We start from the raw sequence: 22889 nt of genomic DNA on the forward strand, positions 1-22889 counted from the left end.
TGATCGCACGTTTTTTGCCCCTGTGCCACATCAATGGTTTAACCTGAGGGCAAAGTGATTAGGTTTGCACCAACCGACTCGGGTTTTCACAGGAAAGGAGATGCATCATGGGTTTGCGCATCAACGATACCGTCCCCAATTTCACCGCTGAAACGGACCAGGGCACCATCCAGTTCCACGACTGGATCGGCGACAGCTGGGCGATCCTCTTCTCGCACCCCAAGGATTTCACTCCGGTCTGCACCACCGAGTTTTCGGCCGTGGCGCAGTTGAACGACGAATGGGCCAAGCGCAACACCAAGGTGATCGGTGTTTCGGTCGATGGGGTCGAGGACCACAAGAAGTGGAAGAAAGACATCGAGGCCTATGGCAAGGCCAACCCCGGCTTTCCGATCATCGCCGATGACGGACTGGCAGTGTCCAAGGCCTTCGACATGCTGCCCGCCGAGGCATATCTGCCCGACGGCCGAACCCCGGCGGACAGCGCCACGGTGCGCTCGGTCTTCATCATCGGGCCGGACAAGCAGCTGAAACTGTCGATGACCTATCCGATGACCGTGGGCCGGAATTTCGCCGAGATTCTGCGGGCGCTCGACGGCCTGCAAATGAGCGCCAAGGGCGTGGCTACCCCGGCCAACTGGGTGCCCGGCGAAGACGTAATCATCCCGCCGTCGGTTTCAAATGACGAAGCCAAGGAGAAGTTCGGCGAGTTCGAGACGATCTTCCCCTATCTGCGCAAGACCAAGGCGCCGAGCTGACATCAAAAGGGGCGGGGCACATCATGTCCCGCCCCGTACCGCATTGAACGTCCTCAGGCCTCAAGCGCCTCAAGCACTTTCCTTGCAACCGCAGCGGACGACGCCGGGTTCTGCCCGGTAATCAGTTTGCCGTCCTGCACGGCATGCGGTTGGAACGGCTCCACCTTGCTGAACTGCGCACCCCTGTCTTTCATCGTATCCTCGACCAGCAAGGGCACGATTTCGGTCAGGCCGACGGCGTCTTCTTCTTCATTCGTGAAGCCGGTGACGGTACGACCCTTGACCAAGGGCGACCCGTCCGCGGCCTTGGCGTTCGCCAGAACGATCGGGGCGTGACACACGGCGCTGACCGGTTTCCCCGCTGACCAGAACGTCTCGATCAGATCAATCGATTTCTCATCCGACACAAGGTCCCACAGCGGCCCGTGCCCACCGGGATAGAAGATCGCGTCATAGTCGTGGGCGTTCACCTCGGACAGTTTGACCGTGTTGGCCAATGCCGCCATCGCTTCGGGGTCGGCCTCGAACCGGCGGGTGTCGTCGGTCTGGCTGTCGGGTGCGCTGCTTTTGGGGTCCAGCGGCGGCTGGCCACCTTTGGGCGAGGCCATTGTCAATTCGGCCCCGGCATCCTTGAACACGTAGTACGGAGCGGCCAGCTCCTCGAGCCAGAACCCGGTCTTTTCTCCGGTGTCGCCCAGCTGGTCATGTGATGTCAGGACGACCAGAATTTTCTTTGCAGTCGAAGCCATGTGTTTTCTCCTAGTTCGGCCGGTTCACCCGGCCCGTGTCTTGTGTGATCGGGATATATGGCTGTTGCTGCTTGTTGATTAGTGCCGGATTTGGCAAAGCATTATTGCCGGCATGAAATAATGAGGCTGCGAGATGGCGCTGTGGGACGGGCTGGAAGAATTCCTGATGGTGGTCGAGACGGGGGGCTTCACTGCTGCGGCCCGGCGGCTTGGGGTTTCGGCCAGTCATGTCTCGCGTCAGGTCGCCCGGCTTGAGGATCGTTTGGGCGTCAAGCTTTTGGCGCGTTCGACCCGCGTGGTGCGCCTGACCGACGCCGGACGCGACTATCACGCGCGGGTGGCCGGGCTTGTGGCGGGTCTGGAAGAGGCGAACCAGTCGGCGGCAGGGGATCGGGCCCAGATCGCGGGGCGCATTCGCGTGTCGGCCGCCGGGCCATTTGCGGAACAATTCGTGGCGCCCGCTTTGGCGCGGTTCGCAAGCCTGCACCCCAAGCTCTCGGTCACCATCGACTTCAATTCGCGCCTTCTGAACCTGACCGAGGAAGGCTTCGACTTTGCCATCCGCTATGGCACGCTGACCGAAAGCGGGCTGATCGCGCGACGTCTGGCAACCCGACGAATGGTCTGCGTGGCCGCGCGCGGCTATCTCGACCGGCACGGAAGGCCGACCCATCCGGCCGACCTGCGGCATCATCAGTGCCTGATCACCAACAATGACCGGTGGGTATTCCGCGACCCCGGCTCGGGCGACCCGATCGAGGTTCGGGTGCATGGCCGGTGGCAGGCCAACAACCCGCACGCCGTTCTTTCTGCCGCGCGGCAAGGTCTGGGGGTCATGTACGCGCCCGAGATTTTTCTGGGCGCGAAGCGCCCCCCTGAGCTGGAGCCGATACTGCAGGGGTTCGAAGACCCAAGCCGCGCGAGTTGGATCGTCTATCCTGAACGGCGTCATCTGCCGCTGCGGGTGCGCCGGGCGATGGATTTCTTGGTCGAGGAACTGGGCGATGCGGTGCCCGACTAGGCGGGGCGCTGCGGATGCAGGTGCAGTTGCGCGCGATAGGCGGCGCGCTTGAACTCGCGGGTCAGCTTATCGGTCAACGGCGGTTTCGTCTGGATCGTCGAGCCGCCGATTTCACCGGCCACTTCCTGGTTGCCGCTGCCCAACAGCGCGTGGACGGGCTGGCCCGTGATCCAGTGCATCTGCAGGAACGTGTCCACCGGGCGGTCAATGCGGTCGGTGGCCGCCAGCAGACGTTCCGCCGCCTTCCGGCCCACCACCTGGCAGACGCATTGCAGTCCGATGACCTTGGGCAGGATCAGACGAAGGCCGTCATGCTCAGCGAGGGTCTGGGCTGCGGTTTCGCGCTGCTTGACCGGGATGCGGATATAATGGTCAGGGGTCGCGATTGGGCATAGCAGATCCAGCGCCGCCGACATCCGGTCAGTATCGACGCGCAGATCATCCTCGGCGGTGATTGCCAGGTCGATCCCCTCGTCGACCATCTTGCGCCAGATCCGGCGGTGGCTTTCGAACACGCCGATCTCGGCCGGGCGCAGGGTGAACGGGTAGCGTGGGCGATGCAGGTTGCCCGGGTGCAGCGTGACCCCAGCAATCTGCGCCGGATCGCGCCCGTTGACCGCTTCGATCAGTTCGGCATTGGGCAGGTCGGCGCAGAGCTGCTCGGCATTGGGTCGGCGCGCGGTGCTGGAGGACATATGGATGACGAAGGATCGCATGGTGTCGTGCATAGAACAGGGGCGCCGCCCGGGAAAGGCCTCGGTAAAACAAAAAAGACCCCGGCCGGAACCGGGGTCTTGGATCAAGCAAGGGGCAGGGCGGATTATTCCGCGCCTTCCTCTTTCTTTTCTTTCTTCTCGGGCACGATCTCTTCGCCGGTTTCCTGATCCACGCATTTCATCGACAGGCGGACCTTGCCGCGATCGTCGAAGCCCAGAAGTTTGACCTTCACTTCCTGGCCTTCCTTCAGAACGTCCGAAGGGTGGTTCAGGCGACGGTTTTCGATCTGAGACACGTGGACCAGACCGTCACGCTTGCCGAAGAAGTTCACGAAGGCGCCGAAATCGACGATTTTCACGACCTTGCCGGTATAGATCTGACCTTCTTCCGGCTCAGCCACGATCGAGTGGATCATCTCGTAGGCTTTCTTGATCGACTCACCATCGGGCGATGCGATCTTGATGATGCCGTCATCGTTGATGTCGACCTTGGCGCCGCTGGTTTCCACGATCTCGCGGATCACCTTGCCGCCCGAGCCGATCACTTCGCGGATCTTGTCGGTCGGGATCTGCATGGTCTCGATGCGCGGTGCGTGGATCGAGAACTCGGCAGTCTCGCTCAGCGCCTTGCTCATCTCGTTCAGGATGTGCAGACGGCCGTCCTTGGCCTGAGCCAGGGCTTTCTCCATGATCTCGGGCGTGATGCCCGCGACCTTGATGTCCATCTGCAGCGAGGTGATGCCGTTTTCGGTACCCGCAACCTTGAAGTCCATGTCGCCCAGGTGGTCTTCGTCACCCAGGATGTCGGTCAGAACGGCATAGTCGCCGTCGTCTTCCAGGATCAGACCCATGGCCACACCGGCCACCGGAGCCTTGAGCGGAACGCCCGCATCCATCATCGACAGCGAACCGCCGCAGACCGATGCCATCGAGGACGAGCCGTTCGACTCGGTGATCTCGGACACCACGCGGATGGTGTAGGGGAAATCGGTCGGAGCCGGCAGAACCGCCTGCAGGGCGCGCCATGCCAGTTTGCCGTGGCCGATTTCGCGGCGACCGGGCGAACCAACGCGGCCCACTTCGCCGACCGAGTAGGGCGGGAAGTTATAGTGCAGCAGGAAGTTCGATTTGAAGTTGCCGTGCAGCGCGTCGATGAACTGCTCGTCGTCACCAGTGCCCAGCGTCGTCACGGCCAGCGCCTGGGTTTCACCTCGGGTGAACAGGGCCGAACCATGGGTCCGCGGCAGCAGGCCGGTTTCGGCCACGATCGGGCGCACGTCGGTGGTCGAACGACCGTCGATCCGCTTGCCGCCCTTCACCACGTCGCCGCGCAGGATGCTGGCTTCGAGCTTTTTCATCGCCGAACCCAGGTTCGAGTCCTCAAGCTGCTCTTCGGTCAGAGCGGCCTTGATGGCCTCGCGCGCGGCAGCGACGGCTGCGGTGCGCTCTTGCTTGTCGGTGATTGCGAATGCGGCACGCATCTGCTCTTCACCGGCAGCTTTCACGGCAGCGTACAGCTCCGAGTAGTCGGGGGCTTCGAAGGCAAAGGGCTCTTTCGCGGCGTCTTCGGCCAGCGAGATGATCAGGTCGATCACCGGCTGGATCTGTTCGTGCGCGAAGGTCACGGCGCCCAGCATCTCGGCTTCGGTCAGCTCGTAGGCTTCCGACTCCACCATCATCACGGCGTCTTTGGTGCCGGCCACAACCAGATCCAGACGCTGTTCAGGGTTCAGGCGCAGGTCCTGCATGTCGTCCACGGTCGGGTTCAGGACGTACTCGCCATCCACGAAACCAACGCGGGCACCGGCGATCGGGCCGCGGAAGGGCGCGCCCGAGATGGTCAGGGCCGCCGATGCGGCGATCATCGCCACGATGTCGGGGTCGTTGACCAGATCGTGGCTCAGTACGGTGCACATCACCAGAACTTCGTTCTTGAACCCGTCAACGAACAGCGGACGGATCGGACGGTCGATCAGGCGCGCGGTCAGCGTCTCTTTCTCGGTCGGACGGGCCTCGCGCTTGAAGAAGCCACCCGGCACCTTGCCGGCGGCATAGTATTTTTCCTGATAGTGCACGGTCAGCGGGAAAAAGTCCTGACCGGGCTTCTGTTCCCGGGCAAAGGTCACGTTGGCCATGACGCTGGTCTCGCCCAGCGTGGCAATCACGCTGCCGTCAGCCTGACGGGCAACCTTGCCGGTTTCCAGTGTGAGCGTTTCCTCGCCCCACTGCATCGATTTCTTCGTTACATCAAACATATGCGTATCCTAGATGGGAGCACTCCCGCCCCTGCGGGTCTCCCGTTTTGCGTGGCGGCCCCATTGCCGCCGACCCCAATTTATCTTCCATTCGAGTGCCGGGGTCAGGGCACAACGTCTCAGATACCGCGCGCATACATGAGATTGCGTCGGATTGAAAGGGATAAGGCCGCAGAAGGCACACGGTCCTGCATCTGCCGTGGTTCGCCTTTGCGTCAGCCGACACCGCGAACGTTCCGATGCGTAAGCCCGCATAGCATCTGGCGTGCACCCGCTCGCAAACAGGACCATCGCTCGTCATCGAGGATATGCAGATCGGAAATCGGCGCGGCAGAGGCTGGAGAGAAACTCCGGGCTGCGACGGTGGTAGGAAAGCCGCGAAACTAATGCGACCCCGTCCTCTCGACCTCGGTCAGGCCATCGCTGGCCATGCGCAGACATATTCCCGCAGGCGAATGCATTTTGTGAAAAAGTGATTGCAGTGTAGCCTCTTACCACGGAACCCGCGGTCCAGACGACGAAAAGGCGCCAAGGGGGTAAGACTACTCACTGTCGTCCGACGGCCGAATACCTTGGCGTTTGCAATTCGCGCGAACGAAAGGGACGGCCACATGTCTCAGACCAAGAAAATGCTGGATCCGGATCCGCGGATCTATGATTTCGAAACGGAATACGAGCTGGGGCAGGACAATGTTCGCCCATTCGGGCTGGATATTCACAACCCGGTTTTTCTTATCTCAAGCATCCTGATCTTTGCCTTCGTGCTGATCGCTCTCGCCAATCAAGAGGCCGCAGCAACGTTCTTCGGTTGGCTGCGGCCGTGGCTGACCAGCACCTTCGACTGGTTCCTCGTCCTGTCGGTGGATGCAATCACACTGTTCTGCCTGGCCTTGATCGTTCTGCCGGTGGGCAAGGTGCGCATCGGCGGCAAAGACGCCAAGCCCGACTACTCCTACGCCGGCTGGATTGCGATGATGTTCGCGGCCGGGATCGGCATCGGATTGCTGTTTTTCGGCGTGTTAGAGCCGGTCTACTACAATTTCGCCGAGGATGGCGGCGCCCGTCCTTTGGGCATCGACATCGCGGTGCCGGGCAATGAATACATTGGTGTTGTCGGTACCATCCACCACTGGGGGCTGGAGGGCTGGGCGGTCTACGCCGCCGTGGGCCTGAGCCTCGCGATCTTCAGTTACAATCTCGGCCTGCCGCTGACCCTGCGCTCGGCCTTCTACCCGTTGCTGGGCGAGCGTGTCTGGGGCTGGTGGGGCCATGCGATCGACACGCTGGCGGTGTTTGCCACCCTGTTCGGCCTGACCACATCGCTGGGGCTGGGCGCGCAGCAGGTTGCCGCCGGTCTCTACGAGGTGTTCGGCATCGAACCCAGCCCCACCGTCGTCGTCCTGCTGATCATCGGTATCACGATGATCGCGCTGGGCTCGGTGCTGATGGGCATGGACGCGGGTGTGAAGCGGCTCAGCGAGATCAACATGATCATGGCCGTGGGCCTGTTCCTGTTCGTGATTGCAGTGACCGGGATCGGCACGGCGATCTCGCGCTATTTCAGCGTGATGACCGATTACGTCAGGCTGCTGCCGGCTTTGTCGAACCCGTTCGGGCGCGAAGACACCAGCTTCTTCCACGGTTGGACAACCTTCTACTGGGCCTGGTGGATCGCGTGGTCGCCTTTCGTGGGCATGTTCATCGCCCGCATCTCCAAGGGGCGCACGGTGCGTGAATTCGTGATCTGCGCGCTGCTGGCGCCCACGGCGGTCTGTGCGCTGTGGATGTCCACCTTTGGTGGCGCGGCAATCGACATGCTGAACGTCGGCGGTGCCGAGGGCGTCAAGGCCACGGTGATCGACAGCTATGCCCCCGAAGGCGCGCTGTTCGGCTTCCTGAAAGAGCTGCCGCTCTACGGCATCGTGGCCCCGATCGCGCTGATTTTGATCGTGGTCTTCTTTGTCACCTCATCCGACTCGGGGTCGCTGGTGATCGATACGATCACCGCCGGCGGCAAGATGGACGCCCCGGTGGTGCAGCGTGTGTTCTGGTGCACGCTGGAAGGTCTGGTCGCGATCGCGCTGCTGCTGGGTGGCGGCCTTGCCGCGCTGCAAGGTGCGGCGGTGTCAACTGGCATCCCGTTCACGCTTGTGGTGCTGATCATGTGCTACTGTCTGTGGCTGGCGCTGAAGTCTGAGCGCGCCAAGATCTGAGCCGCCCTCGACGGCCTATGAACGCCCGCCAATTGGCGGGTGTTTTTTCGCTTTAACCGGACCCAGCTGTAAGTTCCGAAGGTTTGACCCGGGTCGGAAGTCTCTATTCAGGATCTCGCAACAAAGCCTTCGCAAATTGAATGAACATTGCGATGAACACGCCGACCCCGACGAAAATGTAGATCACGGTGAAGACCTTGCCGATCTTGGTCGCCGGGGACAGATCGCCGAACCCGACCGTCGATAATGTGGTCGCGCTGAAATACAGCGCGTCAACCCAATGCCAGCCCTCGACGCTGCTGTAGAACAGCGTCCCGGACAGAAGAATAAGAATACATAGCAGCAAACCGCCCCGAAAATGCGGATCATCCCACGATCGGACGATCGCCTTGAGCAGACGGTAGGCATTGAGGATCAGAGCTATCATTCTATACGCCTTTCGGCTGTTTCGAGGGTACGTTCAGGATGCATGTTTTTGCGCGAATTTCCGCATGTACAAATCGGATTATTTGCTAAGATGGCGATGTTTGACAGGAGATACTTCATGCGTAGTCATCTTTTGGTGGCGCTGCTTGCCGCCACCTCGGTTTCCGCGCAGCAAGACCCGGCTCAGACCCTGATCACCAATGTGCATGTATTTGATGGCGTCAACGACGGGCGCATCGAGAACGCGAATGTTCTGATCGAGGGCAACCTGATTGCAGCTGTGTCGGCGGACCCGATCTCGGCCGAAGGAGCAACGGTGATCGACGGCGGTGGACGCACCCTGATCCCGGGTCTGATCGATGTACACTGGCACACGACATATGCGTATACCCCAGCAACCGTCTTGATCTTCAATCAAGGCGATATGTCGGAAGTGGCCATTCGTTCGATGACAGGGGCAAAGGAAACCCTGATGCGCGGCTTCACAACAGTGCGCGATCCCGGCGGCAATCCATTTGCAATCAAGAGACTGATCGATTCCGGCGAATACCCCGGGCACCGCATTCTGCCTTCGGGGCCGTTCATGAGCCAAACATCGGGTCATGCCGATTTCCACAGTTTGTTGGAAAACCCAAGAAACTCGACTTCCGAGTTGAGTTATTGGGAAAAGAACATGATGGCGATGGTGGCCGATGGGGTCCCCGAGGTTCGCAAAAGGACCCGCGAGATTCTCAAGTACGGTGCCTCCCAAGTCAAAATAACTACGGGCGGTGGCGTATCCTCACAGTATGATCCGCTGGATGTGAGCGAATACTCTGTTGATGAGATCGAAGCGGTCGTCGAAGAAGCTGCGAACTTCAATACTTACGTACTGGCCCATGTAATGACGGACCGCGGGATTCGCACCTCAGTCGAAGCCGGCGTCATGAGCATCGAGCATGGTTTCTTCGCGTCTCGTGAAACGCTCGAGCTCATGAAAGAAAAAGGGGCATGGCTAAGCCCCCAGACCATGAAAGAAGAGGACATGGTCTGGGACAGCCCGGTCAGCGCGGCAAAATACAAGCAGGTCACAGATGCCGTTGCGAACCTGTACCCGATGGCCAAAGAGGTGGGGGTGAACCTGGCCTTTGGGACCGACCAGCTTCTGGACGCCTCCAAGGCGTATCAACAAAGCCTTTATCTGGTGCGATTGGGCGAATGGTTCACCCCGTATGAAGTGTTGAAAATCGCCACTTCTGAAAACGCCCGGTTGCTGGAACTGAGCGGCCCCCGGCACCCGTATCAAGACGGCCCGCTGGGGGTCATCAAAGAGGGTGCCTATGCCGACCTGATCCTCGTCGACGGCAATCCGCTTGAAAACCTTGAGTTGGTTGGGAATCCGGGCGAGTACTTCGACCTGATCATGAAAGACGGTTTGGTCTACAAGAACACGCTGGACTGAACGCCGCGCGCCTCTGAAAAAAAACGCCCGCCAAATGGCGGGCGTCTCGAACTTGAAAGCGGTGTAGTCCGCGCTTAGCGGCGGATGCCCAGCTTTTTGATCAGGTCCTGGTAGCGCGCTTCTTCCTTGCCCTTCAGGTAGTCCAGCAGCTTGCGGCGCTGGGCGACCATCTTCAGAAGACCACGGCGGCCGTGGTTGTCTTTCTTGTGGGTCTTGAAGTGCTCGGTCAGGGTGTTGATGCGCGAGGTCAGGATAGCAACCTGGACTTCCGGCGAACCGGTGTCGCCGTCCTTGGTTGCGAATTCTTTCATGACGCGTGCTTTTTCTTCAGCAGTGATCGACATCGGGGTCTCCTTCGAAGGTTAGAGTTGATGGCGCAGGCCGGGATGTCGTCCAGCACAGGCCCATGGAGAAAACCGCACCGATTCCGATGCGGATGGGCGCGTATAGGCGCAATCGGAATAAATGGCAAAGGGATTCTGCGTATCTCAGCCCTTGGGGCTGGTCAGGGTCGGGTCCAGACCCGGAGTCAGTTGAATATCTTCGGGCCCAAGACCTTGGGCGCCGAACAGATAGGCCACCTCACGCCCGTTGACCAGAACGCGCGTCAGATCGGCGTTGTCCGCGTCTTGTTCAATCCCGATATCGGGCGCGTCAGGGCCGTTCCATTCGATCAGCAGCTTGTCTTCTCCGGGGGTGAAATCCACGACGCTGACTTCCTTCCCGGTGCCCGCTCCGTCGATGGCGATCTGGTCCGCTCCCTGACCGCCGGTGACGACATCTCCGGCACCGGCCCGGATCGTGTCGTCCCCCGCGCCGCCGTTCAGAAAATCGCTGGCGGGCGTCTCGCCATCGTCCCGGCCGGTCAGAGTGTCGTCGCCATCACCGCCGAACAGCGTGTCTGCCCCTGCGCCGCCGGCGAGCATGTCTTCGCCGTCGCCGCCTTGCAGCGCGTCTTCGCCCTCACCCCCGGCAAGGTCATCGTTGCCCTGACCGCCGTACAGATCGTCATCGCCTTCGCCACCAACCAACTGGTCGTCGCCGGCATGGCCGTACAATATGTCGTCACCGGCATTCCCCGAGAGGTCATCGTGACCGTTGCCACCGTGCAGAACATCATTGCCAGTGTTTCCGTTTAGCGTGTCATCCCCGTCAGCGCCGAACAACGTATCATTTCCGGCGCCACCATCGATAATGTCATCGCCGTCATAGCCGTTGATCTGATCGTTGCCCTCGACCCCGCTCAGATTGTCCACGCCCGGTCCGCCGGCGATGACCAGGTTTCCGTCCACGTCCGAAAGTATGGTTCCGGTGGACGCATCCTCGGCCTCGGCCGGGTCTTCGAAAGAATCGTCAATCTCAAGCAGATTTCCTTCGGGAATGTCTTCGACGGCATCTTCTTCGATGACATCGTCGTTGTCCTCGTCCTCATCCCCCGAGAATACGTCGCTGATCGCGTATGCTGCGCCGCCCATTGCGGCCAGGCCGAACAATCCGAGCAGAAACATGGGAACCCTCCGAAAGCGTGCCGCCCCGAGTGTGAAATATCCCATGTCGCCAGAGGGTTGGTCAAAGCCAACCTGAGTCTGTGGTTAACCCTTTGTCACCGGTTCCACGGTTCGGGTTGCTGGGTATACGCGATGTAGAGCGGATGCTTGGGGTGGCCTGCCTTGCTGAGCCCCAGGTGGAACAGCGGCTGGCCGGTGCCGCGCAGCAGGCGCTCGACCGCCGGGCCGCGATCCAGATGCGCGCCATGGGTGCCCCAGGCGGCGATCACCTGATCGGCCCAGTCCACGCCGGCCAGGATGGCGGCATCGTTCTCGGGCCCCACCGGATCGGCCGCCGCGCGCATCTTGCGCGGGTCGGTGTCGCGCCAGGCAAAGATGTTGGTCACCTGGAACGCCCCGAACCCCAAAGCCCGCGCGCGCCGCTCGCAACGCTCGACGGTCGGGTCATTCTGCACCTCGGTCGCGGTCGAAGGGTTCAGCATCACGAACAGCGCCCGGCGCCCGGCTGGATCCCAGATGCGGGTCAGGCTGTAGCGATAGCGTTCGCAGTCGGAATAGACGGCTGTCGAGGGCGCGTCGCCCTTGGTGTGGGACCGGGTGATCATGCGCCTTCGCTTAGCACGAGACCTAACCGGCGAACACCCGGCTGGGGTGCAGTTCACCGGATTTGTAGACCCCCACCGCCACGGCCTTGCCGTCGAACGATGCCCAGGCCTCGTCGCCGTATTCCACGTCGCCGGCCAGAACCATGCCGGGGTTGCCGTTGCGCAGGCGGGTGGCGCCTTCGGGGGTGCATTTCAGCTCGGGCAGGTCGGCCAGCCCTTCTTCCAGCGGGCGCAGGTGCTCATCCAGCGCCGGGGTTTTCGCCATCTCGTCGATCTGCTCGATGCTCAGGCCGTCCTCGGCCTCGAACGGGCCGGACCAGATCCGGCGCAGCTCCTTGACGTGGCCATGGCAGTCCAGCGTCTCACCCAGATCGCGTGCGATCGAACGGACATAGCCGCCCTTGCCGCAGGTCATTTCCAGCACGACATGGTCGGGATCGGGGCGGTCGACCAGCACCAGTTCCTCGACCCACAAGGGCCGGGCGGCCAGTTCGACATCCTCGCCGTCGCGGGCCAGCTTGTAGGCGCGCTGTCCGTCGATCTTGACCGCCGAGAACTTGGGCGGCACCTGCATGATCTCGCCCACGAAGGGCAAGAGGGCCTGTTTGATCTCGTCATCGGTGGGGCGCAGGCCGCTTTCCGCGATCACTTCGCCCTCGGCATCGTCGGTATTGGTTGCCTGACCCAGACGCACGGTAAAGGTATAGGCCTTGAGCGCATCGGTGATGTAGGGAACGGTCTTGGTGGCCTCGCCCAAAGCGACGGCCAGAACGCCGGTGGCTTCGGGGTCGAGCGTGCCGGCATGGCCCGCCTTTTTGGCGTCCAGCGCCCAGCGGACCTTGTTGACCACGGCGGTCGAGGTCATGCCTGCCGGCTTGTCGACCACCAGCCAACCGGAAATGTCACGACCCTTGCGTTTGCGTCCCATGATGCACCTAGAATTCTGCTGAGGCGCGCGACCTAGCGGATCGGTCCGGCGCTGTCAATTTGCCGGGATGTCCTCGACCACGCCGACGATCGGCCCCAGCGAGAATCCCACGTCCGATCGGTTCGCCGCCCGATCATACATGCGCGAGATGTTGCCGTCGAAAAATAGCGCGTTGGGCGTGTTCAGAACGTCGCGGAACAGGCGGCCGAACTCGTGGAAGGTGACGTAATCTTCGGAAATCACGAATACCGCACGGCTGCCATCGGCGCTGGTGCCCACCCCGTTGCGCACATAGCGCGAGGTCGAATCCTTTAGAAACCGCGGATGCAATTCGCCGTCGATCACCAGCATCGGGCCGGATTGGGTGGCAAAGCGGCAGTCGGGCTTGCGATCTAGATAGTCCAGCGTCTCGAACACGTCGGCACGGCCTTCGCGGATGCAGAACACCCCGTTGGGCAGCAGGCCGAAATTGCCGGGTCCGGCGTTGGGAATCACGCGCATGAGTTCCTGCCCGTCTTCGACATAGTGGCCCACGGGCGAGCGGTCCTCGTGATACATGCCGGCATTCATCGCAAAGCTCAGGCGTTGGCCCGCATCGGCCAGTTCCTCGTTCACCGACGAGAAGTGGCCCAGCACTTGGCCCGCTTCGTCATACAGGAACAGGCGCAGGTCCTCGGTGGTGGCGTCGACTTCGCACACGGTATAGCGCCGGTCTTCGTGTGCCACGCGCTCGCAGGTCACCGCACCGGCCTGTCCGGCCCAGAGCAACGCGATCAAAGCGGCGGTCCTGCGGATCACTCGTCCAGGTCCCGGCGCACGGCGTCCTGTTCGAACATCCGGCGTGTGTCGTCCATGCGGTCGAACGTTTCGTCCAGCCGGAAGCGCAGGTCGGGGGCGAATTTCAGGCCGACCTTCTTGCCGACCATGCGGCGCAGCTCGCCCTTGTTGCGGGCCAGCAGCTCGATCACGGTGTCCTGCCCCTTGCCGCCCAGCGGCAGCACGTAGGCGGTGGCGATCTTGAGGTCGGGCGAGGTGCGCACTTCGCCCACGGTGATCGACAGGCGGTTCAGGTCGGGGTCGTGCACGTCGCCGCGCGCCAGCACCTCGGACAGGGTGCGGCGGATCAGTTCGCCGACGCGAAGCTGCCGTTGCGAGGGGCCGGGGCCGTCGTGGAATTTGTTCTTAGCCATGTCCCCGATCTAAGCGCAAAGCGGGGCTTTGCCAAGCGGCCCCGAACCGGGTAGGAGGCTTTGAGCCGAATTTCAGAAGAAGGACCAGCGCAATGACGCATATTCCGGGAATCGTCGTGACCGGGGCTTCGGGCCGGATGGGGCAGATGCTGATCAAGACCATCACCGACAGCGAACAGGCGCGGCTGGTCGGTGCGGTCGAGCGCACGGGCCATGACTGGATCGGCGAGGACGTGGGCACCGCGATGGGCGGCCAGCCGCTGGGCGTGACCGTCACGGACGATCCGCTCGAGGCTTTTGCCCAGGCCCAGGCGGTGATCGACTTCACCGCGCCCGAGGCGACACTGGAGTTCGCCGCGCTGGCGGCGCAGGCGCGCTGCGTGCATGTGATCGGCACCACCGGCATGAGCGACGAACAGATCGCCGCGCTGGAACCCGCCGCGCGCCATGCGGTGATCGTGCGGGCCGGAAACATGAGCCTGGGCGTGAACCTGCTGGTGCAGCTGACCAAGAAGGTCGCCGCCGCGCTGGACGAGGATTTCGACATCGAGGTGATCGAGGCGCATCACCATCACAAGGTCGATGCGCCCTCGGGCACGGCGCTGATGCTGGGCGAGGCCGCGGCCGAGGGGCGGGGCGTGCAACTGGCCGATGTCGCCGACAGGGGCCGCGACGGGATCACCGGCGCCCGGCAGCGGGGCCATATCGGCTTCCACGCCATCCGCGGTGGCGACATCGTTGGCGAACACGACGTGCTGTTCGCGGCGCCGGGCGAACGGATCGTGCTGCGCCACGTGGCGACCGACCGGGCGATCTTTGCCCGAGGCGCGCTGAAGGCGGCGCTGTGGGGGCAGGGCAAGGCCCCCGGCCAATATGACATGGTGGATGTGCTGGGGCTTTAACCCTCGCCCAGATGCCGGTCGACCATGCGCTGAACCATCGGCGCGAAATGGTCGAAGTCGGGGGTGTCCATGTCGGGCCGTTTGCCGGCCTCGTCCAGATACCGGACCTGGATGATTTCCTTCAGGTTCGGGTTGGCCTCGAATGCGGCGACTTCCTCGGCGCTCATCGGGCCGCCCTGCAATTCCAGCGTATGGACCGAGGCCGCCGACAGGCGGTTGAAATACTCGGGCCTGGTTGCGCACAGGTACCGCTTGGCCGCGACGTGATAGCGGCAGCAATCGGTGATGACCGACGGAAAGAACCGCTCCAGCACCTCGGCGCCGGCATCCTCGTGGTGGCGGTCCTCGGTGTCGTCGGGGTGGTAGGTGCCGAATTCCGAGGTGAAATGCCCGATATCGTGCAGCAGAGCGCCCACGATGATCTCTTCGGGCATGCCGTTCTGCTCGGCGATTGTGGCGCCCTGCAGCATGTGCTGGGCCATGGTTACCGGCTCGCCCAGATATTCTTCGCCCCCGCGCCGGTCGAAGATATCGGCGATGAAGGCCACGATGTTGTCGCGAGTCAGGGTCTGGAAATCGGGTTTCATTCCGCCGCCTCCGGTTGCGCCATCCGCATCGCGGCGAGGGTCGACAGCAGCCCGTCCTTGTCGGCATAGCATCCCTGCAGCCAGCGCGACCCGGCACTCGAATATCCCAGACGCGCATGCAGGACGCGGGTGTTGTCGACGATGAAGCTTTCGCCCGGTTCCAGCTTGAACGCCACGCCCAAGGTCGGGTCGTCGATGATCTCGCCCAAACGGCGGTAAGCGGCGTAATAGGCCTCCATCCGGTCGAAGGGCACATCAACGAACGGGGCCGAGGACCGGTTGTTGAAGCGGATGCCGATCAATTCGCCATCGGGCGACAGCTCGATCATCGGGCGGCGCGCGCGCAGGCAGACCCCGTCCGAACCGCGGTATTCGAACCGCGCGGGATAGCCGGCCAGCAGGGCAAAGCCCTCGGGGTTTTCGTCGCGCAGGCGCTGGGCCGCGCGAAAGCCGTCGACCACGATCGACTCCCCGCCCTCGGCGCTGTTTTCCAGGCAATAGAGGATCTGCAGCGTGGGGACCGGGTCGCGATAGGGGTTGTCGGTGTGCGCCTGCAGGCCAAGGCCGGTATAGGCTAGGTTGGTCGGGTTCACCTCGGTCCGCACCTCGAAATAGGGGCCATAGTTGGTCTCGCGCACATACCCGAACAGATCGGCGACCTTCAGCAGCGAACCGGGCTCGGTCGGGCCGCCGGTCAGCTTGGCAAAGCCGAATTCGGCGACCGCCGCCAGCCAGTCGCGCTTGGCGGCGGGGTTTTCATGCACCTGCGTCCAGTCGCCAGCCGGGGCCGCGAACCCGCCGTCCCAGGTGGTGATACCCGGCGACAGCCAGCCCATCGGGCGGGTCTGGTCCCGATCATAGACATGCGCGGCCAACCAGTTTGCGGGGAAGGTGACGGTCTTGTCTTCGGGGGCGAAGGTCACCTGCAGGTCGCCGCCCGCCACCTCGGCTGCCTGTATCGCGATCTCTGCCGGAATGTCGCCGATCGTGATCAGGCGCTGGCCGTTGCCGGGGTCGCGCGTCTGCGGGTCCAGCGCATTGTCGCGCAGCCAGATGGCGTGGAAACGGGCGCGGGTGCCGTCTTCGAACTCAACCGAAACGACCGCCGGGTCATGGGTGGCGTGGCGCAGCATGGGGCTCTCCTGTTCAGCGCGGGCTTTGATTGAGGAGATACGCGGGATATGGCATTACGACAATTAAGGCTTGTTCCATCTGACGGTTGGAAAATCTAATGAGCAAGAAAAAGGTCGGCCTGCCCCCGCTGGACTGGCTGCGCGTGTTCGAGGCGGCCGGGCGGCTGGGCGGATTTTCGGCCGCGGCGCGCGAGTTCGGCCTGACCCAGGCGGCAGTCAGCCAGCGCATCGCCAATCTGGAATCCTGGCTGGGCCGGTCCCTGTTCGTGCGCGAAGCGCGCGGCGTGTCGCTGACGGTCGAGGGCGAAAGCTATCTGCCGCTGGTGCAGGACAGCCTGCGGGCGTTGGAACGCAACACCGAGGATCTGTTCGGCACCGCCCCGCGCGCGTTGCGGGTGGCCGGGCTGTCTTCGCATATCCAGGCACTCGTGCTGCCCAGCCTGGGGGCCTTTCGCGCCCTGCGGCCCGAGGTGCAGGTCACCACGGATTCGGTGGCGCGGCGGTCCTCGCTGGAGGACGAGCGGACCTGGCTTCAGATCCGCTATGGGCGCGGCAGCTGGCCGGGGCGCACCGCCGACCTGATCGCGCCCGAGGTTCTGACCCCGATGGCGGCGCCGGGCGTCAGCTGGGGCGCGCCGGTGATCGACCTACGCGGCGAACGGCCCGGCTGGCAGGACTGGATGCAGAAGACGGGCGACACGGATCTGCCACGCACCGGTCTGAGCTTTGATTCGATGGAACACGCCCTTGGCGCGGCGCGGCAGGGGCTGGGGGTCGCCTTGGGGTCGGTCGCTCTGGCCTCGGCAGATCTGGCCTCGGGCCGTCTGATCCGGCTGGGGCGTCCCGATTTGAAAACCCGCGACGGATACTGGCTGACCTGGCCGCGGGACCGGGCGCAGTCGAAAAAGCAGCAGGCCCTGATCGGCGATTTCCTGCAGGCCCTGCGCGCGGCGGTCTGAGCGGTCAGAAATCGATCGCGATGCCCTTCTTCTCCCAATCGCCATAGCGCGCGGGATCGAGGCCGTCGCGTCCGCCCAGCTCCTTGGGCAGGGGTTTGGCCTCGGCTTCAGCCTTGCGCCGGCGCTCTTCGGCCTCGGCCAGGGCGCGCCGGGCGGCGGGCGGCAGGTCTGTGCGGTCGTCGCTCATGACATCGGGTTCCTTTCCGTGCATGGCCTTGATATACGCCCTCGTCCGCTGATGGCAATGCGGGCGAAAACCTTGCAAAGGCGGTTTCATGACCAACACCCCGACTGCGGCGCGGCGCAGCGCCATCTATCTGCTGGATCAGATCCTGGGCGACGGGCGCTTGCTGTCCGAATGCCTCGCGGCCGGGGCGCTGGACCGCCTGGCCCCCGAAGACCGCGCCCGGGCGCAGCGCTTGACGCTGGAGACCCTGCGCGGGCTTGAACGCGCAGACCGCCTGCTGGAGGGGCATCTGCGGCGCACACCGGCGCTGACCGTCCAAAACGCGCTGCGTCTGGGAACGGTCGAACTGTGCCAGGGCGAGGCTGCGCATGGCGTCGTGAACGCTATGGTCGAGATCGTCGGCCGCTCGCGCAAGCACGGGCGGCTCAAGGGGCTGGTCAACGCGGTTCTGCGCAAGATCGCCGCCGAAGGCCCCGAGGCCTGGCCGAAGATGCGGGTGCCGCGCCTGCCGGACTGGCTGCGCGAACCGCTGATCGCGGCCTGGGGCGCGGATGCGGTCAAGGGCATGGAGCAGGCCCATTTCGCCGGCGCGCCGCTGGACCTGACGCCAAAACCCGGCGCAACGATCCCCATGGGCACCGAACTGCCGACCGGCTCGGTGCGGGTTGCTGACGCGGGGCAGGTCTCGGCCCTGCCGGGCTATGCGGCCGGAGACTGGTGGGTGCAGGATGCCGCCGCCGCCTTGCCAGCGCGGATTCTGACGCCCCGTCCGGGCGAGCGGGTTCTGGATATGTGCGCCGCGCCCGGCGGCAAGACGCTGCAACTGGCGGCGGCGGGGGCTGAGGTCACCGCGCTGGACATTTCCGAGGCCCGGCTGGCGCGGGTGCGGGAAAACCTCGAACGGACCGGTCTGTCGGCCCGGGTGGTCTCCGGCGACGCGCTGGACCATCAGGGCCAGTACGACGCGGTCCTGCTGGACGCGCCCTGTTCGGCGACCGGCACCATCCGGCGGCATCCGGATCTGCCCTTTGCCAAGGACGGCTCCGAATTCGGTGGGCTGATCGAGTTGCAGGCCCGGATGCTGGCCCATGCCTGGACCCTGTTGAAACCCGGCGGGCGGCTGGTCTATTGCACCTGCTCGCTGCTGCCTGACGAAGGCGAAGTGCAGATCGAAGAGGCTTTGCCGCAGCATTCCGACATGCAGGTGGACCGTGCCGCGCTGCAGGTGCCCGGCGTTCAGCCCGACTGGCTGACCGAGGAAGGCGGGCTGCGCCTGCGTCCCGATTTTTGGGCCGATCTGGGCGGAATGGACGGGTTTTATATCGCCTGCCTGAACAAATCGGCCTGACCGGTCGCTTTTCGATGACTTGACGAACCGGCCCGGCTATCGTTGGTTCAAACGCCAGCAGAGCGGCAGGGGCAGAGCAACACACGTCATGTCGAATTCGGACACCATGGCCAACCGATGGGTGCGGTTTCAGAACCGTCTCTACGCGCGCCTCAGCCAGCGCCGGAAACCCGTCAGCGGCTTTGTCGGTCAGCCCGAGCCGCGCACCGTCGGTTCATTTGCGCGCGGGCGGCAACTGGTGGCGGGAAATCTCTTGTTTGCCGGTTACCTTGTCGAAGCCCCGGACACGGGCTTGTGGGAGGTCGTGGCCCCCAACGCCGCATTCGATGCTGAACGCCACGGGTTTGCCTGGCTGGACGATCTGGCCGCGGTGGGTGATGCCGCGGCACGGGAAAAGGCGCAACGCTGGGTCTGGGGCTGGATCGAAACCCACGGCAAGGGGCAGGGTCCGGGCTGGGCTCCGGACCTGACCGGACGCCGCCTGATCCGCTGGATCAATCACGCGCTGTTCCTGCTGCGCGGTATGGACGAGGCCCATAGCCGCCTGTTTTTCCGGTCTCTGTCACAACAGACCTGGTTCCTGTCCAAACGCTGGCACGCGGCGACACCGGGGCTGCCCCGTTTCGAGGCGCTGGCCGGCCTGGTTCAGGCCGGTTTGGCGCTGGAGGGAATGGAAGACATCTCGGACCCGGCCGTTCGGGCTTTGGCGCGGGAATGCGAGGCTCAGATCGACGCCCAAGGCGGCATTCCCACGCGGAATCCGGAGGAACTGCTCGAGGTCTTTACCCTACTGGCCTGGACATCCGCCGCGCTCAGCGAAGTGGGGCGCGGTACGCCCGCCGCTCAGACGGCAGCAATCAAACGGATTGCCCCGACCCTGCGCAGCCTGCGTCATGCAGACGGCGGGTTGGCCCGGTTTCACGGCGGTGGCCGCGGTATAGAAGGCCGGTTGGAACAGGCGCTGGCCCAAAGCGGGGTCAAGCCCAAACCCGTCAAAGGTCTGACCATGGGCTATGCCCGTCTGGCCGCCGCCCGCACCACGGTGATCATCGACGCAGCACCCCCGGCCAAAGGGGCGGCCTCGTACATGGCGCACGCCTCGACGCTGGCTTTCGAGCTGACCTCGGGTCGTCGGCCATTGATCGTCAACTGCGGTTCGGGCGAAAGCTTCGGGTTGGAGTGGCGCCGGGCCGGGCGGGCCACGCCTTCGCACTCGACCCTTTGCCTGGATGGATACTCCAGCGCCCGGTTGGCTGCCCCGACCAAGGGAACCGCGAACGAAGCGCTGGTGGATGGCCCGAGCGAGGTGCCGGTAGAGTTCGAGGATTCGTTCGAAGGCGCGCGCGTGATGGCGGGCCATGATGGGTACGCCAAGGTGTTCGGACTTACCCATGCCCGTACGATCGAGCTGCGCTTTGACGGGCGCGAGGTAACAGGTGAAGACATCCTTCTGACGGCCACCGACAAGGCAAAACGCCAGTTCGACCGGGCGGTTGACGCATCCAAGCTGTCAGGGATCGGTTTTGACATCCGGTTTCACCTGCATCCGGACGTGGACGCAGCGCTGGATCTGGGGGGGTCTGCGGTGTCGATGGCGCTCAAAAGCGGCGAGATCTGGGTTTTTCGCCATGACGGCGCCGGAAAATTGTCTCTTGAGCCAAGCGTTTATCTGGAAAAAGGCCGTCTGAAGCCCCGCGCGACAAAACAGATCGTTCTATCCGGCCGCGCAATCGAGTATGCGACGCGCATCCGGTGGACGCTGAGCAAGGCGCAGGATACAGCCTATGCCGTGCGCGACGTGCACCGGGACGAGCCCGATTTCGACTGAGCCAAAAGGATCTTTGGACCCATGACCGACCTTCACCCCGTGCGCCGCGCGTTGCTTTCCGTTTCCGACAAGACCGGATTGATCGATCTGGGCAAGGCCCTGGCCGACCGCGGGGTCGAGCTGCTGTCGACCGGCGGCACCGCCAAGGCGCTGCGTGATGCGGGGCTTGCGGTCAAGGATGTCAGCGAGGTCACGGGGTTCCCCGAGATGATGGATGGCCGGGTCAAGACGCTGCACCCGATGGTGCATGGTGGCCTGCTGGCGCTGCGCGACAATGACGCCCATGTGGCGGCGATGCAGGAGCATGGCATCGGCCCGATCGACCTGCTGGTGGTCAACCTCTACCCGTTCGAGGAAACGGTGGCCAAGGGCGCGGGCTATGACGAATGCATCGAAAACATCGACATCGGCGGTCCCGCGATGATCCGCGCCGCGGCCAAGAACCACACCTTCGTCAACGTGGTGGTGGATGTCGAAGACTACTCGGCCCTGCTGGATCAGCTCGAGGAAAACTACGGCAAGACGTCGCTGGGCTTCCGCCAGTGGCTGGCGCAGAAAGCCTATGCCCGCACCGGAGCCTATGACGCGGCCGTGTCCAGCTGGCTGGCCGACGCGCTGCAAATCGACACCCCCAAGCGCCGCGTGTTCGCCGGCGAGCTGAAACAGCCCCTGCGCTATGGCGAGAACAGCCACCAGCAGGCGGCGTTCTATGTCGATGGCTCGGGCCGCCCCGGTGTCGCCACCGCCGTGCAGCATCAGGGCAAGGAGCTGAGCTACAACAACATCAACGACACCGACGCCGCCTTTGAACTGGTGGCCGAGTTCGACCCGCGTGACAGCGCCGCCTGCGCTATCATCAAGCACGCGAACCCCTGCGGCGTTGCAACGGGCGCCACGTTGCTCGAGGCATACAAGGCGGCGTTCGACTGCGACCGGACCTCGGCCTTTGGCGGGATCGTGGCGCTGAACCGGCCGCTGGACGCGGAAACCGCGCGCGAAATCACCGGCATCTTCACCGAGGTCGTGATCGCCCCCGGCGCCACCGACGAGGCCAAGGCGATCTTTGCCGCCAAGAAGAACCTGCGCCTGCTGACCACCGAGGCTCTGCCCGACGTGCGCGCCGGCGGCAAGACCGTGCGCCAGGTGGCCGGCGGGCTGCTGGTGCAGGACAAGGACAACGGGCATATCGAGATGGATGACCTGAAGGTCGTGACCAAGCTTGCCCCCACGCCCGAGCAGATGCGCGATCTGCTATTTGCCTGGAAAGTGGCCAAGCACGTCAAGTCGAACGCCATCGTCTACGTCAAGAACGAGGCCACGGTGGGCGTCGGCGCCGGTCAGATGAGCCGGGTGGATTCCGCCCTGATCGCCGCCAAGAAGGCCGAGCGTATGGCTGAAAGTCTGGGCCTGCCCGAACCGCTGACCATCGGCTCGGCCGTGGCTTCGGACGCGTTCTTTCCCTTCCCCGACGGGCTGATGGAGGCCGCCGCCGCAGGCGCGACCTGCGTGATCCAGCCGGGCGGGTCGATGCGCGATGACGAGGTGATCGCCGCCGCCGACGAAGCCGGTCTGGCCATGGTGTTCACCGGCATGCGGCATTTCCGTCACTGATGCGGGCCCGGGTTCTGCTCTGGGCCGGGCTGGCCGCATTTGTGATCGACCAGCTCAGCAAGTACCTGGTGGTCCACGTGTTGCGCGTGGCCGACCAGCCCGGCGGCATCGACGTGCTGCCGCCGCTGCTGACCTTTCGGTACGGCGAGAACCGCGGCATCAATTTCGGCCTGTTTCAGGGCAATTCCGAAGCCGCGCGCTGGTTTCTCATCGCTATTTCGCTGGCCATCAGCATCGGCGTTTTCGTCTGGCTCTGGCGTATGGCCGCATCAAGGCGGATGCTGGTTTTCGGCGGATTGCTGATCGGCGGAGCGTTGGGGAACGTGGTTGACCGGGTGCTTTATGGATACGTTCTGGATTTCCTGAACATGTCCTGCTGTGGCATCAACAACCCGTTCGTCTTCAACCTCGCCGACGTGTTCATTTTCGCGGGTGCCCTCGGGTTGGTGCTGTTCGAAGGCAAAAAGCCCTCGTGACGCGCCGGATGTTATGCGATAAAAGCGCCTGAAACAGGCTGGAGACCA

Annotated in this window: 23 protein-coding genes; 10 read left to right on the forward strand and 13 right to left on the reverse strand. The window is 63.6% G+C overall.

All coding sequences use genetic code 11. From position 1 onward, the window contains the following. Positions 1–107: 107 nt before the first annotated feature. A complete protein-coding gene (locus ACR0LD_RS12240; RefSeq protein WP_093964131.1) occupies positions 108–758 on the forward strand; it encodes a peroxiredoxin in 651 nt (216 codons plus the stop codon). Positions 759–811: 53 nt separating this feature from the next. Here the strand turns inward: ACR0LD_RS12240 and ACR0LD_RS12245 are convergent, their stop codons facing one another. After that, positions 812–1507, reverse strand: coding sequence for a type 1 glutamine amidotransferase domain-containing protein (locus ACR0LD_RS12245; RefSeq protein ID WP_170439133.1), 696 nt, complete (start codon positions 1505–1507; stop codon positions 812–814). Between the two features lie 133 nt (positions 1508–1640). On the opposite strand from ACR0LD_RS12245, the gene ACR0LD_RS12250 reads away from it, so the two are divergent. Next, positions 1641–2528, forward strand: a complete 888-nt coding sequence (locus ACR0LD_RS12250) for a LysR family transcriptional regulator (RefSeq protein WP_170459764.1) — start codon at positions 1641–1643, stop codon at positions 2526–2528. Here ACR0LD_RS12250 and ACR0LD_RS12255 read toward each other — a convergent pair. Both ACR0LD_RS12255 and pnp read right to left on the reverse strand, forming a co-directional pair. Continuing rightward, on the reverse strand, positions 2525–3256 hold the full coding sequence (locus ACR0LD_RS12255) for a glycosyltransferase family 25 protein (RefSeq protein WP_480637163.1): 732 nt from the start codon (positions 3254–3256) through the stop codon (positions 2525–2527). The two genes, ACR0LD_RS12250 and ACR0LD_RS12255, sit on opposite strands and share 4 nt — an antisense overlap. Positions 3257–3348: 92 nt before the next feature. Then, positions 3349–5499, reverse strand: a complete 2151-nt coding sequence (gene pnp, locus ACR0LD_RS12260; protein ID WP_170341993.1) for a polyribonucleotide nucleotidyltransferase — start codon at positions 5497–5499, stop codon at positions 3349–3351. A 611-nt stretch (positions 5500–6110) separates the two neighbouring features. Between pnp and ACR0LD_RS12265 the strand changes: the two genes are divergently transcribed. Next, a complete protein-coding gene (locus ACR0LD_RS12265) occupies positions 6111–7712 on the forward strand; it encodes a BCCT family transporter (RefSeq protein WP_170341096.1) in 1602 nt (533 codons plus the stop codon). Positions 7713–7815: 103 nt separating this feature from the next. Here the strand turns inward: ACR0LD_RS12265 and ACR0LD_RS12270 are convergent, their stop codons facing one another. Then, entirely contained in the window at positions 7816–8139 is a 324-nt protein-coding gene (locus ACR0LD_RS12270; RefSeq protein WP_170341097.1) for a potassium channel family protein, read from the reverse strand. Positions 8140–8181: 42 nt separating this feature from the next. Between ACR0LD_RS12270 and ACR0LD_RS12275 the strand changes: the two genes are divergently transcribed. After that, entirely contained in the window at positions 8182–9579 is a 1398-nt protein-coding gene (locus ACR0LD_RS12275) for a metal-dependent hydrolase family protein (protein ID WP_480637166.1), read from the forward strand. Positions 9580–9653: 74 nt separating this feature from the next. Here the strand turns inward: ACR0LD_RS12275 and rpsO are convergent, their stop codons facing one another. From rpsO to rbfA, 6 genes are all read right to left on the reverse strand, one after another. Then, the gene (gene rpsO, locus ACR0LD_RS12280; RefSeq protein WP_005980247.1) at positions 9654–9923 is read right to left on the reverse strand and encodes a 30S ribosomal protein S15; all 270 of its coding nucleotides are present in this window, start codon (positions 9921–9923) and stop codon (positions 9654–9656) included. A 144-nt stretch (positions 9924–10067) separates the two neighbouring features. Next, the gene (locus ACR0LD_RS12285; RefSeq protein ID WP_170360588.1) at positions 10068–11087 is read right to left on the reverse strand and encodes a calcium-binding protein; all 1020 of its coding nucleotides are present in this window, start codon (positions 11085–11087) and stop codon (positions 10068–10070) included. 95 nt (positions 11088–11182) lie between these two features. Continuing rightward, positions 11183–11692 (reverse strand): DUF1643 domain-containing protein, encoded by a 510-nt coding sequence (locus ACR0LD_RS12290; RefSeq protein ID WP_170341998.1) that lies wholly within the window; start codon positions 11690–11692, stop codon positions 11183–11185. Positions 11693–11714: 22 nt separating this feature from the next. Beyond that, positions 11715–12620: a tRNA pseudouridine(55) synthase TruB gene (gene truB / locus ACR0LD_RS12295; protein WP_480637169.1), complete on the reverse strand. Its 906-nt coding sequence runs from the start codon at positions 12618–12620 to the stop codon at positions 11715–11717. A gap of 54 nt (positions 12621–12674) precedes the next feature. Then, entirely contained in the window at positions 12675–13418 is a 744-nt protein-coding gene (locus ACR0LD_RS12300; RefSeq protein WP_170364721.1) for a phosphodiester glycosidase family protein, read from the reverse strand. After that, a complete protein-coding gene (rbfA, locus tag ACR0LD_RS12305) occupies positions 13415–13810 on the reverse strand; it encodes a 30S ribosome-binding factor RbfA (RefSeq protein ID WP_093964142.1) in 396 nt (131 codons plus the stop codon). Before rbfA ends, ACR0LD_RS12300 begins: the two co-directional genes overlap by 4 nt. A 92-nt stretch (positions 13811–13902) precedes the next feature. Here rbfA and dapB point away from each other — a divergent pair, with 92 nt between their 5' ends. Continuing rightward, complete coding sequence (gene dapB, locus ACR0LD_RS12310; protein ID WP_170444100.1) at positions 13903–14712, forward strand: 4-hydroxy-tetrahydrodipicolinate reductase; 810 nt, start codon at positions 13903–13905, stop codon at positions 14710–14712. On the opposite strand, the gene tmpB is transcribed toward dapB, so the two are convergent. Both tmpB and tmpA read right to left on the reverse strand, forming a co-directional pair. Continuing rightward, the gene (gene tmpB, locus ACR0LD_RS12315) at positions 14709–15299 is read right to left on the reverse strand and encodes a (R)-1-hydroxy-2-trimethylaminoethylphosphonate oxygenase (RefSeq protein WP_480637172.1); all 591 of its coding nucleotides are present in this window, start codon (positions 15297–15299) and stop codon (positions 14709–14711) included. The two genes, dapB and tmpB, sit on opposite strands and share 4 nt — an antisense overlap. Next, positions 15296–16432 carry a 2-trimethylaminoethylphosphonate dioxygenase gene (gene tmpA / locus ACR0LD_RS12320; protein ID WP_480637174.1) on the reverse strand — a complete coding sequence of 379 codons (1137 nt, stop codon included), beginning with the start codon at positions 16430–16432 and terminating at the stop codon, positions 15296–15298. The genes tmpB and tmpA overlap by 4 nt, the downstream gene beginning before the upstream one ends. 98 nt (positions 16433–16530) lie before the next feature. Between tmpA and ACR0LD_RS12325 the strand changes: the two genes are divergently transcribed. After that, positions 16531–17391 (forward strand): LysR family transcriptional regulator, encoded by an 861-nt coding sequence (locus ACR0LD_RS12325; protein WP_170360602.1) that lies wholly within the window; start codon positions 16531–16533, stop codon positions 17389–17391. Between the two features lie 4 nt (positions 17392–17395). On the opposite strand, the gene ACR0LD_RS12330 is transcribed toward ACR0LD_RS12325, so the two are convergent. Next, on the reverse strand, positions 17396–17578 hold the full coding sequence (locus tag ACR0LD_RS12330) for a DUF1674 domain-containing protein (RefSeq protein WP_170360604.1): 183 nt from the start codon (positions 17576–17578) through the stop codon (positions 17396–17398). Positions 17579–17666: 88 nt separating this feature from the next. Here ACR0LD_RS12330 and ACR0LD_RS12335 point away from each other — a divergent pair, with 88 nt between their 5' ends. From ACR0LD_RS12335 to lspA, 4 genes are all read left to right on the forward strand, one after another. Continuing rightward, on the forward strand, positions 17667–18926 hold the full coding sequence (locus ACR0LD_RS12335) for an RsmB/NOP family class I SAM-dependent RNA methyltransferase (RefSeq protein WP_480633699.1): 1260 nt from the start codon (positions 17667–17669) through the stop codon (positions 18924–18926). Between the two features lie 88 nt (positions 18927–19014). Beyond that, positions 19015–20754 carry a heparinase II/III family protein gene (locus tag ACR0LD_RS12340; RefSeq protein WP_170372912.1) on the forward strand — a complete coding sequence of 580 codons (1740 nt, stop codon included), beginning with the start codon at positions 19015–19017 and terminating at the stop codon, positions 20752–20754. A 21-nt stretch (positions 20755–20775) separates the two neighbouring features. Then, complete coding sequence (gene purH, locus ACR0LD_RS12345; protein ID WP_480637177.1) at positions 20776–22365, forward strand: bifunctional phosphoribosylaminoimidazolecarboxamide formyltransferase/IMP cyclohydrolase; 1590 nt, start codon at positions 20776–20778, stop codon at positions 22363–22365. Continuing rightward, positions 22365–22841 (forward strand): signal peptidase II, encoded by a 477-nt coding sequence (gene lspA, locus ACR0LD_RS12350; RefSeq protein WP_480637179.1) that lies wholly within the window; start codon positions 22365–22367, stop codon positions 22839–22841. Before purH ends, lspA begins: the two co-directional genes overlap by 1 nt. The last annotated feature ends 48 nt before the right edge of the window (positions 22842–22889 follow it).

The sequence above is a fragment of the Ruegeria sp. BF8 genome (assembly GCF_056538625.1).

Excerpts from the sequence above, each read along its gene's own strand:
- ACR0LD_RS12240 (WP_093964131.1), top strand. The coding sequence starts at position 108 with ATGGGTTTGCGCATCAACGATACCGTCCCCAATTTCACCGCTGAAACG.
- ACR0LD_RS12245 (WP_170439133.1), bottom strand. The coding sequence starts at position 1,507 with ATGGCTTCGACTGCAAAGAAAATTCTGGTCGTCCTGACATCACATGAC.
- ACR0LD_RS12250 (WP_170459764.1), top strand. The coding sequence starts at position 1,641 with ATGGCGCTGTGGGACGGGCTGGAAGAATTCCTGATGGTGGTCGAGACG.
- ACR0LD_RS12255 (WP_480637163.1), bottom strand. The coding sequence starts at position 3,256 with ATGCACGACACCATGCGATCCTTCGTCATCCATATGTCCTCCAGCACC.
- pnp (WP_170341993.1), bottom strand. The coding sequence starts at position 5,499 with ATGTTTGATGTAACGAAGAAATCGATGCAGTGGGGCGAGGAAACGCTC.
- ACR0LD_RS12265 (WP_170341096.1), top strand. The coding sequence starts at position 6,111 with ATGTCTCAGACCAAGAAAATGCTGGATCCGGATCCGCGGATCTATGAT.
- ACR0LD_RS12270 (WP_170341097.1), bottom strand. The coding sequence starts at position 8,139 with ATGATAGCTCTGATCCTCAATGCCTACCGTCTGCTCAAGGCGATCGTC.
- ACR0LD_RS12275 (WP_480637166.1), top strand. The coding sequence starts at position 8,182 with ATGTTTTTGCGCGAATTTCCGCATGTACAAATCGGATTATTTGCTAAG.
- rpsO (WP_005980247.1), bottom strand. The coding sequence starts at position 9,923 with ATGTCGATCACTGCTGAAGAAAAAGCACGCGTCATGAAAGAATTCGCA.
- ACR0LD_RS12285 (WP_170360588.1), bottom strand. The coding sequence starts at position 11,087 with ATGTTTCTGCTCGGATTGTTCGGCCTGGCCGCAATGGGCGGCGCAGCA.
- ACR0LD_RS12290 (WP_170341998.1), bottom strand. The coding sequence starts at position 11,692 with ATGATCACCCGGTCCCACACCAAGGGCGACGCGCCCTCGACAGCCGTC.
- truB (WP_480637169.1), bottom strand. The coding sequence starts at position 12,620 with ATGGGACGCAAACGCAAGGGTCGTGACATTTCCGGTTGGCTGGTGGTC.
- rbfA (WP_093964142.1), bottom strand. The coding sequence starts at position 13,810 with ATGGCTAAGAACAAATTCCACGACGGCCCCGGCCCCTCGCAACGGCAG.
- dapB (WP_170444100.1), top strand. The coding sequence starts at position 13,903 with ATGACGCATATTCCGGGAATCGTCGTGACCGGGGCTTCGGGCCGGATG.
- tmpB (WP_480637172.1), bottom strand. The coding sequence starts at position 15,299 with ATGAAACCCGATTTCCAGACCCTGACTCGCGACAACATCGTGGCCTTC.
- tmpA (WP_480637174.1), bottom strand. The coding sequence starts at position 16,432 with ATGCTGCGCCACGCCACCCATGACCCGGCGGTCGTTTCGGTTGAGTTC.
- ACR0LD_RS12325 (WP_170360602.1), top strand. The coding sequence starts at position 16,531 with ATGAGCAAGAAAAAGGTCGGCCTGCCCCCGCTGGACTGGCTGCGCGTG.
- ACR0LD_RS12330 (WP_170360604.1), bottom strand. The coding sequence starts at position 17,578 with ATGAGCGACGACCGCACAGACCTGCCGCCCGCCGCCCGGCGCGCCCTG.
- ACR0LD_RS12335 (WP_480633699.1), top strand. The coding sequence starts at position 17,667 with ATGACCAACACCCCGACTGCGGCGCGGCGCAGCGCCATCTATCTGCTG.
- ACR0LD_RS12340 (WP_170372912.1), top strand. The coding sequence starts at position 19,015 with ATGTCGAATTCGGACACCATGGCCAACCGATGGGTGCGGTTTCAGAAC.
- purH (WP_480637177.1), top strand. The coding sequence starts at position 20,776 with ATGACCGACCTTCACCCCGTGCGCCGCGCGTTGCTTTCCGTTTCCGAC.
- lspA (WP_480637179.1), top strand. The coding sequence starts at position 22,365 with ATGCGGGCCCGGGTTCTGCTCTGGGCCGGGCTGGCCGCATTTGTGATC.